The sequence below is a fragment of the Anaplasma phagocytophilum genome (assembly GCF_023476575.1).
Taxonomy (GTDB): domain Bacteria; phylum Pseudomonadota; class Alphaproteobacteria; order Rickettsiales; family Anaplasmataceae; genus Anaplasma; species Anaplasma phagocytophilum_A.
Map to the genome: position 1 here is coordinate 1 of NZ_JAHLEX010000012.1, position 16,993 is coordinate 16,993.

Consider the following 16,993-nt stretch of genomic DNA (forward strand, 5'->3'; position numbering starts at 1 on the left):
CTCTGTATGGCTGTACTGTACAAATGGGATGGCACTTCGGTAGCATGTATACATGAAAATACTTCAGCTCAAGATCCTAAAAAGTGACCGATAGAAATTACGTTTACATATAAACACTGCGTTATTACTGTATCGTTCTAAGTACTTGTATACATAACGGTGTAAGACTCCATGAAATGGTTATAAAATATGCTCCTCTCCTATAGGATTTGATCATTCTGCCGCAGCACATCCTTACTCTGGTTACAATGAAGCTTAAGAGCCTTAAAATTGTCTACTATATGCGCACTTAGTACTACGTTTTGCACCGAGAAAGTTTATTTATCTGATTGCGTATTTCCAGAGCCTTTTCGAATTCCAGATTCTCTGCATACAGTAGCATTTCTTTCTGCAACTTTACTATGTCCTCTTCCGTAACTGCTGAGCTCTTAGACTTACTGCCCTTTGTACCTTTTACGGTAATCCTATCCTTCAAACTTGTCGCAACAGATTTACTGATACTTTTTGGAGTTATACCGTGTGTTCTATTATAGGATTCTTGTACTGCTCTTCTACGATTTGTCTCATCTATAGCTGCTTTCATAGATTTAGTTACTCTATCTGCATATAGAATAACTCGCCCATTCATATTTCTAGCTGCACGGCCTATAGTCTGCACTAATGAGGTCTCAGAACGCAAAAATCCTTCTTTATCAGCATCTAAAATACACACCAACGCACACTCTGGTATGTCTAACCCCTCACGCAAAAGGTTTACTCCTACAAGAACATCTATTTCTCCTGTGCGCAGTTGAGCAATTATGTCCATTCTCTCGAGGGTTTTAACATCAGAATGTAGATATGCAACCTTAATACCAATTTCTCGCATATACTCAGACAAATTTTCGGCCATCTTCTTGGTCAAAGCAGTCACAAGCACTCTATATCCTTCTGAGATTGTGGCCTGGATTTCGTTTACAACATCCGCTATTTGTCCAGAAGCCTTTTTTACTATACAAATTGGATCAACCAACCCCGTAGGTCTTATCAACTGTTCAACTACAACACCGTCAGTTCTTTCTGTCTCGTATTTTCCAGGTGTTGCAGAAACATACACCAGCGTTGTCTTCCTACTTTCCCACTCTTCAAAAGTGAGAGGACGATTATCTAGAGCAGATGGCAACCTAAATCCATGCGTTATCAGGTTTGCCTTTCTCACCCTATCGCCATTGTACATAGAGCGTATTTGCGGGATTGTGATGTGACTTTCATCAATGAACATCAACGAATCCACTGGTAGATAGTCTAAGAGTGTGTCAGGGGGTTCGCCAGCAGCCTTACCACATAGATACCGGGAGTAGTTCTCTATGCCCTTACAGGTTCCTGTTTCCTTCATCATTTCAATGTCAAATTTTGTGCGCTCTAATATTCTCTCTGCCTCTATTATCTTGTTATTCTTGCGATAGTTCATAACGCATTCTTGCAGTTCATCTTCTATTCTTGACAAAGCCTGCATAAGTGTAGGACGAGGAGTTACATAGTGGCTATTGGGGAAAACTTTCACTTTCTCAAGATTGGCAACTGCTATTCCGAGATTGTTATCTACTTCTTGTATTGATTCTATAACATCCCCAAACATTGAAATACGCCATACATGGTCTTCATGGTGTGAGGGAAAAATGGTAACAATATCTCCCTTGACGCTGAAAGTTCCCCTCTCGCACTGTAAGCCGCTTTTGTATTGCAGTTCCACTAATTTCTCTTTCAACTGGCACAGGTCTATCTGCATACCTACAGCCAGTAGGATTGTCATCTCTGAGTATAGCTCCGGGGACCCTAAACCATATATGCACGATACACTAGCAACAACTATAACATCCCTTCTTTCCAGTATTGACCTGGTTGCAGAATGCCGCAGCATGTCTATTTTCTCGTTTATAAGGGCGTCCTTTTCTATATACACATCACTGTGCGGAATGTACGCCTCTGGCTGGTAGTAGTCATAGTACGATACAAAATATTCAACTGCGTTGTTGGGAAAAAACATGCGCATTTCTTCATAAAGCTGCGCTGCAAGCGTTTTATTATGAGCAACTATTAGCGCAGGACATTGTCTTTTTTCTATGACAGAAGCCATAGTGAATGTTTTTCCCGAACCCGTCACACCTAACAATACCTGCTCCCGGACACCTCGCTCTATACCGTCAGACAGCTTACGAATTGCTTCTGGCTGATCACCTGCTGCATCAAACTCAGAAGTAATTTTAAAATGTCGCATCAAATCACTATCCCGATTGTCCTGGATCGAATACAATGTACCTTATATTGTATAGTAGTGACATATGCAATTGGTAGGTAAGGCTGTGGCCACGTTTTTGTTGTGTGCCCTCTCTATATACTTTGTGATGCCCAATTTTGTGGACTCAAAGTTTTTTGTATCACAAAAAAAAGCCAATCTTGGATTAGATTTGCGGGGCGGTACGTATTTGCTATTAGAAGTTGATTTTCAAGAACATCTCAAGGAACGGTTGTATGGCTTGAGCGATGAGCTTCAGGATTTCCTGCAGAGAGAAAAAATATCCTATGATAAGCTGTACGTGAAAGATCGAACAGTGGTTTTGCATATTAGCGACCCTGCAGATCTTGCTCGCGTTAAAGCATTTAACAAAAATGTAGACTTTGCTGGCACGTCACCGCACCTCCTTATTTCCTTCACAGAATCATATACAAAATCCCTGCTCAAAGGAGTTGTTGATGACTCTACAAATAATATACTACGCAGGCTGGATAAGTCTGGAACGAAAGAGATCACGATAAAAAGCCAAGGGGAAAATAAAATATCATTACAGGTTCCAGGAGTGCACAATGTTGATAATATAAAGTCACTCATAGGTAAAACAGCCAAACTTACTTTTCACCTGCTAGAAGATGTTAAAAACTTGGCTGATATTAATCCATTAACCACACGCCTGTTGTACGATGCATCAGGAAATGCTTTTCCTGTTATGAAGCGTGTGGAAATTAGTGGAGATTCTCTAGTAGATGCAAGCGCTGGGCTCAACAGCGTAGGAAGAGCAGTTGTGTATTTTAAGTTCGATAGTACTGCTACTAAGAAATTCGCTGATATTACCAAACAGCATGCTGGAAAACCGTTTGCCGCTGTTTTGGATAATGTTGTTCTCACTGCCCCCGTAATACGGGAACCGATTCTCGGTGGAAATGGAGAAATCACTGGCAGATTTGACTTGGAAACGGCTAAAGAGTTGTCCATTTTACTTAAGTCGGGAGCACTTCCTGCCCCGTTAAACATTATTGAAGAAAGGGTTGTAGGTCCTAGTTTAGGAGCAAGATCTATAGAGAAAGGTCGACTAGCCACAATATCGTCTATAGTTGTTGTTTCAATTTTCGTTATTATGTCTTACGGAGTATTGGGTCTTTTTGCAGTTATCGGTTTGGTTTTCAATATAGTCTTCGTCCTGCTGGCCATGACCTTCTTGGGCGCCACTCTAACCTTACCTGGTATTGCGGGAATAACCCTAACCGTAGGTATGTCCATAGATGCCAATGTTCTCATTTTCGAGAGAATTAGGGAAGAAATGCGGGCTTCCGGTAAGCTCCGGTTAGCTGTAGAACGGGGCTTTAAAAATGCCATGTCGACTATTTTTGACTCTAACATGACCACGCTGATAGTAGCGATTATCATGCTGGTGTCTGGTAGTACTTCAGTTCAGGGATTTGCTGCAACTTTAGGCATTGGAATACTATGCTCCATGCTTTCAGCAGTGGTCTTAACTAAGGTTTTGATAGACGTTGGTGTGCGTGTGGGCTTGGTGAGTAATTTAGGGCTTAGAATGAACAGTGGTTTTTAGAGGGTGCCATTGATGAGTAGTGACGAAGAAAAAGGAGAAAAAATATTATCGTGTAATGGAGGTGATGGCGATGACACTTTTTCTGGACATCCCAAAGTATACTTCAAGGTTTCTCCCGATGAAGAACGTCCCTGTCCGTATTGCGGAAAAATCCTTAAGTGAAACCTACCCATTCAGTTAATATCACATATTTCATAGATGAAAGATAATCGTGCGATATATACTCGTAACTATAAGGAATATTACGGTGTCGCGGTGATGTTTTGACTAAAGTGGGTATCGCTCTATTACCGTAGGTGTGCTAAGTGGCATTCACCTATGGCGAACGCCATAACTTCACCGAGAAAAAATTATGTGGTCGCTATGAGTGTGACAGGGTAGTACAGGTCTTCGCTAAGAGGAGCTACTCTCATACAGTACAAAAAGGGGATGGCCTATACTACTCCCTGTACAGGCAGTTATCTTTTAAATATAACCGTAGCTAGAGATTAGATGTGCATCTATAGGTAACGTACGTCTAGGTTCAACATCAAATCCCTGTTAAGAACCTGTGTGAATGTGGCAGTGTTACATGAGACTTTTGTATGAATCCTGACTATCGCGTACAGTTGACCGTCCGGAGAGGTTGAGCGAGTCGTGATGCAGTACACCGAATAGTGTATGTCTTTCTAGATCATTGCAGGAGATGGAGTTTACCCATTAAAGGTGAGGGAGTGAATAATATCACTGGTCTATAGATGCTTGATTATGTAATGCACAAAGTAGATTCCTGGAAAAAATACAATTTTCATTGTGAGAGAAATGAGTGTACGCTTAGTGCTGATAGCAGGCAGGATAATACTACTATACATAGGAACTACTCTCTCGATAAAGCACGAAAAGTGTATGAACTCAACTACTGTAATCTAGACTGACGTTTGTCTCTATCATGATAATGGCATGCTATGACCGGACTATAGCTACTTGGTGAGATATACTACAAACAGTAACTTGCGTTCTAGTGTATGGTTTTAGCTTACCTAAAAATTATGCGTACAAGTTATGGGACAGTGCGGTATAGGGTTGCTAAGGGGAACTACTTTCTCGATAAAGTCTGGAGTCCTTCTAGACCGCTACCCGGACTGGCATTTATCTTTTAAATATAGTGTAGACTGACATACAAACTACAGAAACAGTACTACGCAATGCTCTTGTAGAAGGCTTAATACATGCTTGCGTACTTAATATGGCAGGCAAGTTTTGATGCAAAATAAAGCTAAGAACACTGCTGTTTATTATAAAGTAATAGTCTTTTATTTAGAAAAATGATGTAATCTTCTCTGTCATAACCATAAGCACTATTACAAACAAATTCTTTCAGCGTAGAAGTCAGTGAGCCATGTATAGTCACCCACTAACAGCAACCTTCGGCGATCCACGCACCATCACTAAAAAAACTTTTAAAACTCTTCAGAAAGATACACGTGCGCCCAATTCTAACCCAATGTACTGCAATCCAAATCCCACACTTGTTTTCTCTCTTATGCGGTTCACCGAGCTGACATCATCAATCAACCGCTTTAGGGGCACATTATAATATTCCGATCCTAAAACTTTCTGATATGAAGCTCCTATATATGCTACAGCATTCGAGCGGAAATGATAATTTAAACCAAATTTTATCTTGTATGAAAATTGTAAATTGGCATGACCTTTTGTAATACCTATAACGCTTCCACCTATTCCGGCACATGTGTAAGGTGAAATGTTGAGTTTAACCAACTCCGAGCCAGGCAGGTCGTAACACAAATTCAGCGTCGCCGTGGTATTCCTTACAGACATAATCTCTATTACTTCAGCACCCTCAACAGTCAATGCAAGAGCTTTTGTGAAAAGAACGCTTTGCTCGACCATCAGATCTAGTAAATTAAAAAGATTATTGTCCACGTTCTTAGGCAAAACCCCGACAACATGCTTATTTTTATAAGCTCCCCTGTATTCTTCTTCCTGCTCAACCGCTAGCCTTCTCTGTTGAGCATATCCTAGTTCTGATACCATGTATTTTTCTATAGCAACAACATTTTCACGCGAAAGTCTCCCGATTAAAGCAGCGCGATCATATCCCTTCCGCAAGGACACCATTGCTTCGCGTTTTCCTAATACAAAGGGAAAACCACCCCCTTTACGACCCTTTTGTATCCCAGATTTTAGAATTTCAGAACTTTCGTGCGTAAGTTCAATTTCCAACCGCAATGCAGAGAATAAATATCCCGCACTACCCCCGAAAGCAACGTTACCCCTCTGAAATCTAATCTCCGAATAATCCTCTGAACCCCAATAAAAATTTGCAGAGTGCAAATCCTCGCTGAGCACCCGCTCATGAAAGGGAAACAGCCAACGCGTCTCTTCATCATCGATGATTTTAAAATTATGTACCTGGCTCACGGATAGCCCGTATCCCAAGCCCACAAAAAAACCTGACTTGTCATTATCCGCACGCGCAGATGTTACCGCCGTACCAAGTAGCACAAACATAACAGCCATTCTCAGGCATAAAGGCCTAACCATAAACTCCCCTCATTCCCGTAAAGATCAACGACACAATAGAAATATCTATTGCATGATCGAAAAATTGGCTTGAGAGTCGTGTATTATACTTAAAAAAGTATTTAAACTACGGAAAAATCAAAATTGTATTATGATGAAATAGAGAACATTGCAGAATCTACGCCACAAAACAGCTAACTAAAGCTTAATTATATTCAAGAGCACCTAACTTCTTTTCTCCTCAAAGCCATATTGCTCCCACCTAGCAGTGACTTTATCTATAATCTCCTTACTCATCCCAATTTTTACACCCCACTCTCTCTTCGTTTCCGGATAAATCTTATTCGTAGCATCAAAACCCACTTTACTACCTAGACCCGTTTCTGAAGACGCAAAATCCAAATAGTCGATAGGAGCATCCTCGATATACATTATATCTCTAGAAGGATCCATTCTGGTTGAGATAGCCCAGATTACATCCTTCCAATCTCGCACGCATATATCATCGTCTACAACTATCACGAATTTCACGTACATGAACTGACGAAGGAACGACAATACACCCATAACAACCCTACGAGCATGCCCTGGATAGCCCTTCCTAATAGACACTATAGCAACACGGTAAGAACACCCCTCAGGAGGCAACCAGAAATCTACAATCTCAGGATATTGAGAAATCATCATGGGAATTATAATCTCATTAAGCGCTTCTCCTAACACAGAACATTCATCCGGCGGACGGCCAGTGAATGTACTATGGTACATCGGAGAATTCCTCATAGTGACAGCCTTTATCACAAACTTCGGAAACTTTTCCACAGAATTATAGTACCCGGTATGATCTCCATAAGGTCCCTCATCCAAGAACTCACTCGCACTGACGAACCCCTCCAGAACGATCTCTGCATTAGCCGGAACACGCAGCGGAACAGTAACACAATTCACCAATTCCGTCGGTTTCTTACGCAATATTCCAGCAAATTGATACTCGGACAAAGTCTCTGGAACCGGTGTTACAGCGGCTATCGTTGTTGCGGGATCAGTCCCCAACACTACCGCAACAGGAAAGTCACCTTTACCGTCTTTCACCCATCTTGAATACTGCTGTGCTCCCCCTCTATGTCGCAACCACCTCATTATGGCGGTATTTCCACTCACAACCTGAATACGATACACACCCAGGTTGAAATTATCTTCTCGCGCACCAGTAGGACCACGCGTTACAACTATCGGCCACGTTATCAAAGGAGCAACATCCCCAGGCCAACAAGTCTGTATTGGAAACTTACGCAAATCTACATCATCTTCAGCCATTATCACTTCATGACATCTTGCTTTCTTTACCACAGTAGTCCTAGCAGAAACCATATTTCTCAGTAACGGGAACATACCCAGCAAATCACGAAAGCTCTCAGGAGGCGTTGGCATCTTAAGAAAGGCTAGCAACCTACCGATATCACGTAATCCAGAACGCTCTATCCCTAAACCATACGAAACCCGTTCCACCGTACCATACAGATTAACAACTACAGGTACATTCGAACAACCATACTCATTAACCACTTTCTCAAAAACAACAGCGGGGCCACCAGTCTTTACTAGCCGACTATGTATCTCCGTTATTTCTAGCACAGGAGAAACCTTCTCCCCAACGCGCACTAGCTCCCCTCTCTTCTCAAGAAAATCTAAGAAGCCCCTAAGATCCCGAAACGACATACCCTACAGCTCACCAGCAGCATACTAAAACTAACACAAAAGCCCCAGCGCTACCAGAAGCTTGTCTTCGTTTACCAAAAACTACCTACTCAACAAAGAAACTGGATAAATCCTAACACCCAACTCAAAACCAAGGTACGCCACATCCATACGCAACACAGGATCCACAGGAACAACACTCTTCTTAGAAGTAACAAGCTGCCCTCTTATTAAAACATCACGCTCCCTAGGCGCAGGAACTTTACCACTACCACCTAGGTCATGATAATAGAAGCCACAAAACCCCTCAAGGCCCCTACCTAACTTAAAACTGGCACCACCTTTCACTTGATATGCAAAGCTATATATCTCAGCTCTAAACGTACGCAAACGCTCTATACCAAACCCTACACACACATAAGGCTTCACCACAGTCCATTCAACGTCTTTACACAAACTCGCAATACTACCCGCAAGTGATATCCCATCATTACGCAACACCAAAACATCACCGTTTTCTGCGTCTTTATCCACCGCGATGCGCGCCAGTGAGTACCTAAACCTGTCCCCGTACTGGTCACTAAAGAAACCTCTAGATGTATCAAACTTCTCACGGAGAAACTCAAATTCTAGCCTCACACCCTTACCTGAGTAACCTACAACAAAGGCATGACCCACCATATTCTCATCGTAACTATTCGCACTAGCTACCAACGATAAATCATCAAACTTCCTGATATTGACAGGCAAATTACTATTCGCCACTTCCAAAGAAGAAAACCTCTCAAGAGGAGCAACTCTAACCGACGCCCCAAATGCCCCCTGTAACGTGACATCATCTAGAAGAGGTGAAGCAGGCTTGTAAACGCCTCCAAAGTACAAAGATCCCACTTCAGAAACAACATGCAACCCAGAAAAAGCCGCAAGTGGAAAGCACAAAAACAACGATGCTAAAAGAGTACCCACAAACCTCACGAGAGCCCCCAACGCTAAAGAAACCTTCAAGTACGCATTCTAGCGTGTATGTACTACAAGTCAAGCACTTAACTAAGCACTATTTGTGTATCACATTAGCGCACGGGCTCATGTTTAGAGAATATTGCTACCTTCTCTACCTTAATTCTTTGTTTTGGCAACAATACAACCCTACATAGCACTCTAAAAATAGTATCTGAGGCTCATTTCCGCTCCAAGATATGCAATATTCATTTTAGCATGGGCAGAAGTAGGCAAAGGTCTCATCTCATTCGCTGCCTCGGCTGGTATAAATAGTTTGAGTCCACTAAAATCATTAGCATGCAATCGATGATAATATCCTCCTACCGATAACATAATATCTCGCGTAACCAGAAATCCTGCGCCTATTCTACCGTAATACCCGTGGGTTAGCTTCCGTGTTTCTAATAAATCAACAGCGTTTCCAGTCACACCAAAGCATAAGTACGAAATTATAGTATCGGTTACTGCCTTAATATCATAACAGAGACTTAACGCCACAGAAGTCACAGCTAAGCTCTTATTTTTTACCACGACGTAATTATTATTTGAAATAGTTCTCTCTCGCACCAACGCGACGTAAAATGCATCGTCTTCATGAACTGAACCCTTACCTGCCTTAATTTTAAACTCACTGTTCATTCCCTCGACTTCTATTCTGAAGTTATTTATTGAGTAACCAATGCTTCCAGAAAAACCAAAATAATCATTGCTGTAAAATTCCTCTTTATACGCATCGAATGATTTATGTTTTTCGATGTTCACTAGTACATTGCCCTTTATACTCTTTCTGAGAACTGTACCAACATTAGGCACATAAGAATTGCTTTCCTCAACCTCTAAGCTACCAAAATTTGGAACACTACTCTTGTATGTTCCTGCAAAATATAGGCGATTTTTGTACTTAAAATTATCAGTAGATTCATGAGAAAATGCCTGGAATGGTACACATAAAATCACACAAAAAATTACCAATGCCGAAACGCTTTTCCGTCCTACTATCCTCTCTACTAGCTTCATAAATTTACCACCTCAAATTAGCCTGCATCGTATATGAAGCTACGTATAGATTGGTATCTACCGTGCCCCCTAATCTGCAGGACAGCGTTTTTAAGGAATAAACATTAATTAATAACTAATGGAAAGGAAGTAATATATTCCAGAAATATCATGAAAATGATATAGATATTGCTTTAATACATAAAATAACAATGTATTTTATCTTTTATAACTATAACATCCGATTATATAATTTACAGTATTATGAAATTAGGGAGAATTCCCCTTGGTTCAGCAATGCGGATGAAGGTTTGTAATTCTTTGTATAAAATACGAAGAACAGTTCTAGTACCACGCCCATGTAGTTCAACAACGTCGTCCCCTGTAAAACTTCCAGGTTTCGGAAAGTACAGAACCACTGCCTGATCTATTTACTTACCCTTGCTATCGTTTAGGATCTTACTATCTTACTTACAAGAGCTTACAATGCGTTACTCTGGGGCTATTACACCCAACAATCTTGAGTCTTCTAATGGGGAACCTTGGTTCAGATATCATTATACCTGAATTATCCTGTGCTGTTGACGGGGCAAATAAATTATGAATATACGCGTTATATAGAATGTCCTTCCTTATGTAAGGCGCGTGCTTTGTGCTCGTGCATTGCCTTATTATCTAGACTATAATAAGCGCCTGGCACTACCTCTGGTACCTAAATGAAGACTATGAGAAAAATCTTAAAATACGCCCTCTAATGCCTGAGATGCCCAAAATTCCTGACAATGCCGTCATTTGGTACTTTATGTTATAGTAGAAGAGTCAATGATGTTTGCATCTTTTGCACTCTTTGGCTCATCTTTCTTAACTTCTATATTTTTATAAATACTGAGATAGGCATCTTCTAGCATTACTCATGCTGTACTGCGGAACTATTTATCCACAAAAAACTTTACATGTTTCGCATATTAATATTTTGCATATTAAAATTCCTAACTAAGTGCCATGATATGTACCTCATATCACAGATAAGGTATGGTTTATTCTATATTGGCTATTTCCCGCATATCAACTGATTGATTATTCACAGAAAGTATCAACTGTATGGCCTCCTGTGGGAATAGAGACTATTTCTGCGTGGTCCTTGCCATTCATGAACACGGTGACGCTATTACTATCCGGGTGTACCATAACTTGGTCACATCACTATCTCATGATAGACGACATAAAGTCTTCTTTGAGAATGCTTGCTTTTACTATTGCTCTCGGTCTTGTTTTCTCTATATTCCAACTTATAGAGTATCTACATGCTGGCTTTGCTTTTAGCGAAGAAGGGTTAAAGGCTATTTATTCTTCTCAATGCTCAAAAATCTCGATAATGTGCTTAATATCACTAGTGTTATCGCGGCCATAGCACAAAAACTTATCTTTTAAAAATAGGTTAATCTGTGCGTCACAACCATGACTTGTATGTGCGTGGTAATAGCAAAACATTTTTTCTACCAATACCATGACAGCGTTCTGCATGCTGAGGTTTCTACAACGGGAAACATTGGTTGCTGGAGTATATATGAGATCTTGTATGTGGGTACTTTTTGGTGTGTGCAAGGCTAGGAGTATTACGTAGCGATTGGGTAATATCACTGTTTCTGAGAGGGAATTTAAGGCCTTGGAAGATAAGTGTATGTGTAGTGAAGTGGTTCAGGTTGGGTAGGCAATTGCCACGGGAAATGTGCCCCATTATGGGTTGAAGATACGGGTTGGACTTTGTTTAGTTAGGGTTTGATTTATGGAGGATTTCAGTGATGGCAAGCTGTTTTGGGCGAGTATGTATGATCTTGTCGTTAGCTATGCTAATGACAGGTAATAGATCACATGCCGAACAGGATTCTCAAGTTAGTTCTCACCCTAATAGCAAAAGGGATGGTTATTTTTATGCAGGATTGGATTACAGTCCCGCATTAAGCAGGATAAAGGGTTTTAGTATAAAAAGGAGTCATTCAGGGAGCAAAGTAGTATATCCGTACATCAAGGATGGGAAGGGAATAACCTTGAGGTCAAACAAATTCGATTGGAATACTCCTGTTTACACACTGGGGTTTCGTGATAGCAAGATAATGGCTATGGATGGGGCTATCGGATATGGAAAAGGGAAGACGAGAATAGAAGTTGAGATTGGCTATGAGAATTTTAAAGTCAAGGGAAGAAGGGATAATATAGGTAAAGAAGATAATGGCGATGCTATATACCTATTAGCTAATGAACTCGCTTATAGTCTTGCTTCTAATAAAACAAACAAGCTTGCGGCTGCTTTGGCTAAAGTCAGCGGTAAAGACATTGTGAATTTTGCAAACGCATTGCAAGCTTCTTATCCAAAAATTGATGAGAAAATTTGTGGAAAAAAGGTTGTCATAAATCAAAATGCGTCGAATGGGATGGGCGTACAAGAAATGCGAACCAGCGGTAGGGCCGGTAATTGCGATACTGAAGTAGATAAAGTATTGGGTGCTACGCCAAATAAGCGGGGGGATTATGGTCTTGTAGCATCGTTGGGTAAGCAAGGTGAAGAGAAGTGGCCCAATATAAATAATAAAAATTTAAGATGGATCTCATCATCAGCAGAAAAGCAGATAAACTCCTATCAGCGGGACGCATCAGGTACTATTGCAGGAGATCTATCAGGACTAACACCTGAAGAAAAAAACATTGTGGCAGGGTTACTTGCTAAAATTATTGAGGGGGGAGCAGTTATTGAGATCAGAGCAGTTTCTGCTACTTCTTTTATGGTCAATGCTTGTTATGACCTTATGGATGCAGGCCTATTAGTTGTTCCTTATGCCTGTATTGGTTTAGGGGGTACAGTAGTTGGGTTAGTTGATGAGCACGTCACTGCCAAACTTGCCTATAGGTTAAAGGCTGGGTTAAGCTACCAGTTTTCGCCGGTAGTTCATGTACTTGTTGGTGGATTTTACCATCGCGTTATGGGCAATGGGGAGTATAATGATCTACATGTACATCCTCTGGTCGATTATATCAACTCTATAGCTAGAAATAGTGGCACTGCAGTTGCTAATTTCAGTATGAGCTATGTTGGCGGTGAATTTGGTGTTAGGTTTACTTTTTAAGAAGATTGTAAGTTAGTTGTGGCCTTTTATAAGAAGTTAAATTTTATGAGAATCCTTTACCATGGTGTACTGTTTAGGAGTTTAGGTGGTGTTATTATGCCTCTGTTAGTACTAATGGCCAGCTATGGTGCTACGGCAAGGCAAAGAGGTTATTTCTATGTGGGATTAGATTACAGCCCTACATTTATAAACATAAGAAATTTTGGCATAGGAGAAAGTGCCGGAGAAACTAAAGGAATATACCCATACTTGAGAGATGGAGATATAGTCAAGCTGGAGGTTGACAGATTTGATTGGAGGGAACCTGATCCTCGGATTGGGTTTAAGGACAACATGCTTGTAGCTATGGAAGGTAGTGTTGGTTATGGTATTGGTGGTGCCAGGGTTGAGCTTGAGATTGGTTACGAGCGCTTCAAGACTAAGGGTATTAGAGATAGTGGTAGTAAGGAAGATGAAGCATATACAGTATATCTATTAGCTAAGGAGTTAGCTTATGATGTAGTTACTGGGCAGACTGACAGGCTTGCTGCTGCTCTTGCCAAAATAAACGGTAAGGACATTGTTCACTTTGCTAAGGCTCTTAATGATGAGTATCCTGTAATTGATAAGAAAATTTGTCAAGGTATTCCCCGTAATGACCGAGGGTTAACTAATAGCGATAACAAAGCGGGTAATTGTGATACGGGAATAAATACTAAGGATCAGAGTAAAAAGTATACAGGGCCTAATGGATTTGCTGCTTCTTTAGGTAAGAAAGGGTCTGAGAGATGGCCTCTAATTAACAATAAGCACAGGTCTTATGGTGCTCAACGAACTAGTAGTGGTCAAAATATTTATACAACACAAAACTATCAGCGAGATGCTTCAGGTACAGTAGCTAATGATATAAATAAACTTAAAAGGGAAGAAAGAGAAATAGTGGCACATCTCCTCATAAAGACTGTTGAAGGTGCAGAGGTTATTGAGATAAAAGGCATTACTTCGACCTCTTACATTGTTAATGTGTGCTCAGATATCGTTGCTGAAGACTTTGTAGCAGTTCCATATGCCTGCTTAGGTTTAGGAGGTAACGTGATTAAAGTTGTAGAGGGACATAGCACCTTTAAACCCGCATACAAACTGAAGGTGGGGCTAAGCTATCAGCTTTTACAAAAGGTTAATGTATTTGCTGGTGTATTTTACCACAGGGTTTTGGGTGACGAGGAATACTCAGAGCTGCCGGTGAGACACTTGGTTCATTACCACAGTTCCGAGGGCAGATCAAAAAACGCAGCCACTGCTAGTTTTGATATGAGATACACTGGTGCCGAGTTCGGTATACAACTAAGGTTTTAGCGTGCATAGTGCCCTTATGCTAAAGCAATAACACTATAAAGATTCCTCTATTTCCTCAGAAGGGGTGCGTCCATCAGAGCCAAAAACATCGCTGCTACGCATACTTTCCAGTAACTTCGCTCTAATCAACCCTTCTAACTTATTAGAAAGATCAGTATTGTTCTTGAGATAACTTCTAGCTGTTTCCCGTCCTTGTCCAAGCTTAATACCTTCGTGTGAATAATACGAGCCAGCTTTTTCTATAAAGCCAAATCTTACACCCATATCCAGAATTTCCCCAACCTTAGAGATACCTTCACTATACATAATATCAAACTCAGCTTGCTTGAATGGCGGCGCAACCTTATTCTTGACTACTTTTACACGCGCCAAGTGTCCAGTAACATTTTCTTTTTCCTTCAGTGCACTAACCTTACGAATATCAAGACGGATGGAGGTGTAAAACTTCAGCGCACTACCACCTGTAGTAACCTCAGGATTACCATACACAACTCCTATTTTCATACGAATTTGGTTAATAAACACGAGCAAGCAGTTGGCTTTAGAAACTATAGAGGTTAATTTCCTAAGTGCGTGACTCAATAGACGAGCCTGCAAACCCATGTGCTGGTCTCCCATATCCCCTTCAATTTCAGCACGAGGAGTTAAAGCAGCAACAGAATCCACAACAATAACGTCTACCGCACCCGAGTTCACAAGATGCTCAACAATGTGTAAAGCCTGTTCTCCAGTGTCAGGCTGAGATACTATCAAATCTCCCACGGACACCCCCAGCTTTCTCGCGTATAACGTATCCAAAGCGTGTTCGGCATCAATAAAGGCGCAAGCCCCACCGTTCTTCTGTGCCTCGGCAATGACATGAAGAGCCAAGGTAGTCTTTCCGGAGCTTTCAGGGCCAAAAATCTCAATGATTCTCCCCCTAGGAAGCCCCCCAACACCTAGAGCTGCGTCTAGCGCAATAGACCCAGTAGAAACACACTCAACAGCTTCTACAGGGCTATTCTGCAGCCTCATAATAGATCCACGCCCAAAAGCACGTTCAATCTGTCCAATAGCAGCATCAACAGCCCGCTGCTTATCAGAGGGTGAGTCCTTCATTTCAACCATGAGGTATCATAAGAATTTTAACTTCTCAACAATAGACATTGCAGCCAAAAGTGTCAAGATTTGTACAAATAGAAGCGATGCGATTTGCACTATGCAAACACGCCAAAACCCCATCAAGCACTGATAAAAACCTTCTAAACCGAGCAGCAAGAAAATAACAGGAACTGTCACGAAGTAATGATAATGGTAACATAACCAGAAGAAATCAGGAATAACTTGAATTATTGTAGAAAGTAGGATTGAAGTAGAAAAAGGGGAGCTCTTAGCTCCCCTTTAGGTAAGAAACCTTAAAAAGCAAACCTAACACCAAATTCCCCACCAACATAAGCCATGGAGAAGTTGGCAATAGCAGTATCCTTAGTACGGCCAGCAGGACTAGTATCATCTACAAGACGTTGAGCAGGAAGATCATCATAGACACCATCTCCAACAACACGATGGTAGAAGCCCCCAGCAAAAGCGGAGATTTCAGGAGAAAGCTGATAACTCAAGCCAGCCTTTAACCTATAAGCAAGCTTAGGAGTGATGTGACCATCAACAACGCCAACGAAGTTACCACCTAGACCAACACAAGCATAAGGAACAACACCTAAACCTTCACTAAGAAGATCATAACAAGCATTAACCATGACTGAAGTAGAAGAAACCGCCCTAATCTCAACAACTTCACCACCTTCAATAGTTTTAGCAAGCAACCCAGCTACTATGGTTTTTTCTTCAGGAGTGAGTTCCTTTACTAGGTCTTTTGCTACGGCTGTGGCGTTGTCGTTAGTTACGGGTACTGGTTTCTTAGTAGCCTGCGCCGTAGAGGTTGGCCAATTCCTACTTCCGTCTCCTAGAGTCTCACGGACAAAGTCCCTCAAAAACTGCGGTCCTGTACCACCATTAGTGTTCCCTTCGCCAGCACAAAGTGCAGTTGTACTATCCGCGTCTATATCAGATTTTGCAGCATACTTTCCATAATTATTGGATGCTCCGCTCTTAGGCTTCGTCCTACAAACCTTGGTATCGATGATAGGGTGAGAGATTTCAACAGCCTTAGCAAAGTGAACAATGTCCTTACCGTTTATTTTGGCAAGAGCAGCAGCAAGCTTGTCAGTCTGACCAGTAACTACATCATAAGCTAACTCCTTAGCTAGTAGATATACTGTATATGCTTCATTTCTCTAATAATACTTCCATTATCTCTAATACCCTTAGTCTTCCCCTTTGAATAATAAGATTTATTACGGGGACTTATGGTACCCCTAGCGATTCGTAGAAGATTAGGATACTTGTCAATCCACACGTACAGTATTGAGGTTGCTATGAGATTCTATGCCCAACTCCCGCAGGGTGTAATTACCAAAATCTCAGAAAACA

The 16,993-nt window shown here is 41.2% G+C and carries 12 protein-coding genes and 1 pseudogene; 5 read left to right on the forward strand and 8 right to left on the reverse strand.

What is annotated here, in order from left to right; genetic code table 11:
* Window positions 1-295 precede the first annotated feature (295 nt).
* Window positions 296-2,257: an excinuclease ABC subunit UvrB gene (uvrB, locus tag KPX09_RS01285; protein WP_275973573.1), complete on the reverse strand. Its 1,962-nt coding sequence runs from the start codon at window positions 2,255-2,257 to the stop codon at window positions 296-298.
* A 64-nt stretch (window positions 2,258-2,321) separates the two neighbouring features.
* On the opposite strand from uvrB, the gene secD reads away from it, so the two are divergent.
* Both secD and KPX09_RS01295 read left to right on the forward strand, forming a co-directional pair.
* On the forward strand, window positions 2,322-3,848 hold the full coding sequence (gene secD / locus KPX09_RS01290) for a protein translocase subunit SecD (RefSeq protein ID WP_249548606.1): 1,527 nt from the start codon (window positions 2,322-2,324) through the stop codon (window positions 3,846-3,848).
* A gap of 12 nt (window positions 3,849-3,860) precedes the next feature.
* Entirely contained in the window at window positions 3,861-4,010 is a 150-nt protein-coding gene (locus tag KPX09_RS01295) for a zinc-finger domain-containing protein (RefSeq protein WP_249548607.1), read from the forward strand.
* 1,287 nt (window positions 4,011-5,297) lie between these two features.
* Here the strand turns inward: KPX09_RS01295 and KPX09_RS01300 are convergent.
* The 5 genes from KPX09_RS01300 to KPX09_RS01320 form a co-directional block, all read right to left on the reverse strand.
* Window positions 5,298-6,395 carry a P44/Msp2 family outer membrane protein gene (locus tag KPX09_RS01300; RefSeq protein WP_249548608.1) on the reverse strand — a complete coding sequence of 366 codons (1,098 nt, stop codon included), beginning with the start codon at window positions 6,393-6,395 and terminating at the stop codon, window positions 5,298-5,300.
* Window positions 6,396-6,599: 204 nt separating this feature from the next.
* Window positions 6,600-8,093: a UbiD family decarboxylase gene (locus KPX09_RS01305; protein ID WP_249548609.1), complete on the reverse strand. Its 1,494-nt coding sequence runs from the start codon at window positions 8,091-8,093 to the stop codon at window positions 6,600-6,602.
* A gap of 81 nt (window positions 8,094-8,174) precedes the next feature.
* A complete protein-coding gene (locus tag KPX09_RS01310; protein ID WP_249548610.1) occupies window positions 8,175-9,077 on the reverse strand; it encodes a P44/Msp2 family outer membrane protein in 903 nt (300 codons plus the stop codon).
* A 153-nt stretch (window positions 9,078-9,230) separates the two neighbouring features.
* Window positions 9,231-10,088 carry a P44/Msp2 family outer membrane protein gene (locus KPX09_RS01315; protein WP_249548611.1) on the reverse strand — a complete coding sequence of 286 codons (858 nt, stop codon included), beginning with the start codon at window positions 10,086-10,088 and terminating at the stop codon, window positions 9,231-9,233.
* A 233-nt stretch (window positions 10,089-10,321) separates the two neighbouring features.
* Complete coding sequence (locus KPX09_RS01320) at window positions 10,322-10,486, reverse strand: hypothetical protein (RefSeq protein WP_249548612.1); 165 nt, start codon at window positions 10,484-10,486, stop codon at window positions 10,322-10,324.
* A gap of 620 nt (window positions 10,487-11,106) precedes the next feature.
* Here KPX09_RS01320 and KPX09_RS01325 point away from each other — a divergent pair.
* The 3 genes from KPX09_RS01325 to KPX09_RS01335 all read left to right on the forward strand — a co-directional run bounded on the left by KPX09_RS01325 (window position 11,107) and on the right by KPX09_RS01335 (window position 14,524).
* A complete protein-coding gene (locus KPX09_RS01325) occupies window positions 11,107-11,478 on the forward strand; it encodes a cytochrome c oxidase subunit 3 (RefSeq protein ID WP_346017221.1) in 372 nt (123 codons plus the stop codon).
* A gap of 391 nt (window positions 11,479-11,869) precedes the next feature.
* A complete protein-coding gene (locus tag KPX09_RS01330) occupies window positions 11,870-13,189 on the forward strand; it encodes a P44/Msp2 family outer membrane protein (RefSeq protein WP_249548613.1) in 1,320 nt (439 codons plus the stop codon).
* 96 nt (window positions 13,190-13,285) lie between these two features.
* Window positions 13,286-14,524, forward strand: a complete 1,239-nt coding sequence (locus tag KPX09_RS01335; protein WP_249548614.1) for a P44/Msp2 family outer membrane protein — start codon at window positions 13,286-13,288, stop codon at window positions 14,522-14,524.
* A 33-nt stretch (window positions 14,525-14,557) separates the two neighbouring features.
* Here the strand turns inward: KPX09_RS01335 and recA are convergent, their stop codons facing one another.
* Entirely contained in the window at window positions 14,558-15,622 is a 1,065-nt protein-coding gene (recA, locus tag KPX09_RS01340) for a recombinase RecA (protein ID WP_410518469.1), read from the reverse strand.
* Between the two features lie 296 nt (window positions 15,623-15,918).
* Window positions 15,919-16,847: pseudogene (locus tag KPX09_RS01345) on the reverse strand (P44/Msp2 family outer membrane protein); the annotation flags it as partial.
* Window positions 16,848-16,993: the final 146 nt, after the last annotated feature.

Excerpts from the sequence above, each read along its gene's own strand:
- KPX09_RS01305 (WP_249548609.1), bottom strand. The coding sequence starts at position 8,093 with ATGTCGTTTCGGGATCTTAGGGGCTTCTTAGATTTTCTTGAGAAGAGA.
- KPX09_RS01330 (WP_249548613.1), top strand. The coding sequence starts at position 11,870 with ATGGCAAGCTGTTTTGGGCGAGTATGTATGATCTTGTCGTTAGCTATG.
- KPX09_RS01300 (WP_249548608.1), bottom strand. The coding sequence starts at position 6,395 with ATGGTTAGGCCTTTATGCCTGAGAATGGCTGTTATGTTTGTGCTACTT.
- KPX09_RS01335 (WP_249548614.1), top strand. The coding sequence starts at position 13,286 with ATGCCTCTGTTAGTACTAATGGCCAGCTATGGTGCTACGGCAAGGCAA.
- KPX09_RS01295 (WP_249548607.1), top strand. The coding sequence starts at position 3,861 with ATGAGTAGTGACGAAGAAAAAGGAGAAAAAATATTATCGTGTAATGGA.
- secD (WP_249548606.1), top strand. The coding sequence starts at position 2,322 with ATGCAATTGGTAGGTAAGGCTGTGGCCACGTTTTTGTTGTGTGCCCTC.
- KPX09_RS01315 (WP_249548611.1), bottom strand. The coding sequence starts at position 10,088 with ATGAAGCTAGTAGAGAGGATAGTAGGACGGAAAAGCGTTTCGGCATTG.
- uvrB (WP_275973573.1), bottom strand. The coding sequence starts at position 2,257 with ATGCGACATTTTAAAATTACTTCTGAGTTTGATGCAGCAGGTGATCAG.
- recA (WP_410518469.1), bottom strand. The coding sequence starts at position 15,622 with ATGAAGGACTCACCCTCTGATAAGCAGCGGGCTGTTGATGCTGCTATT.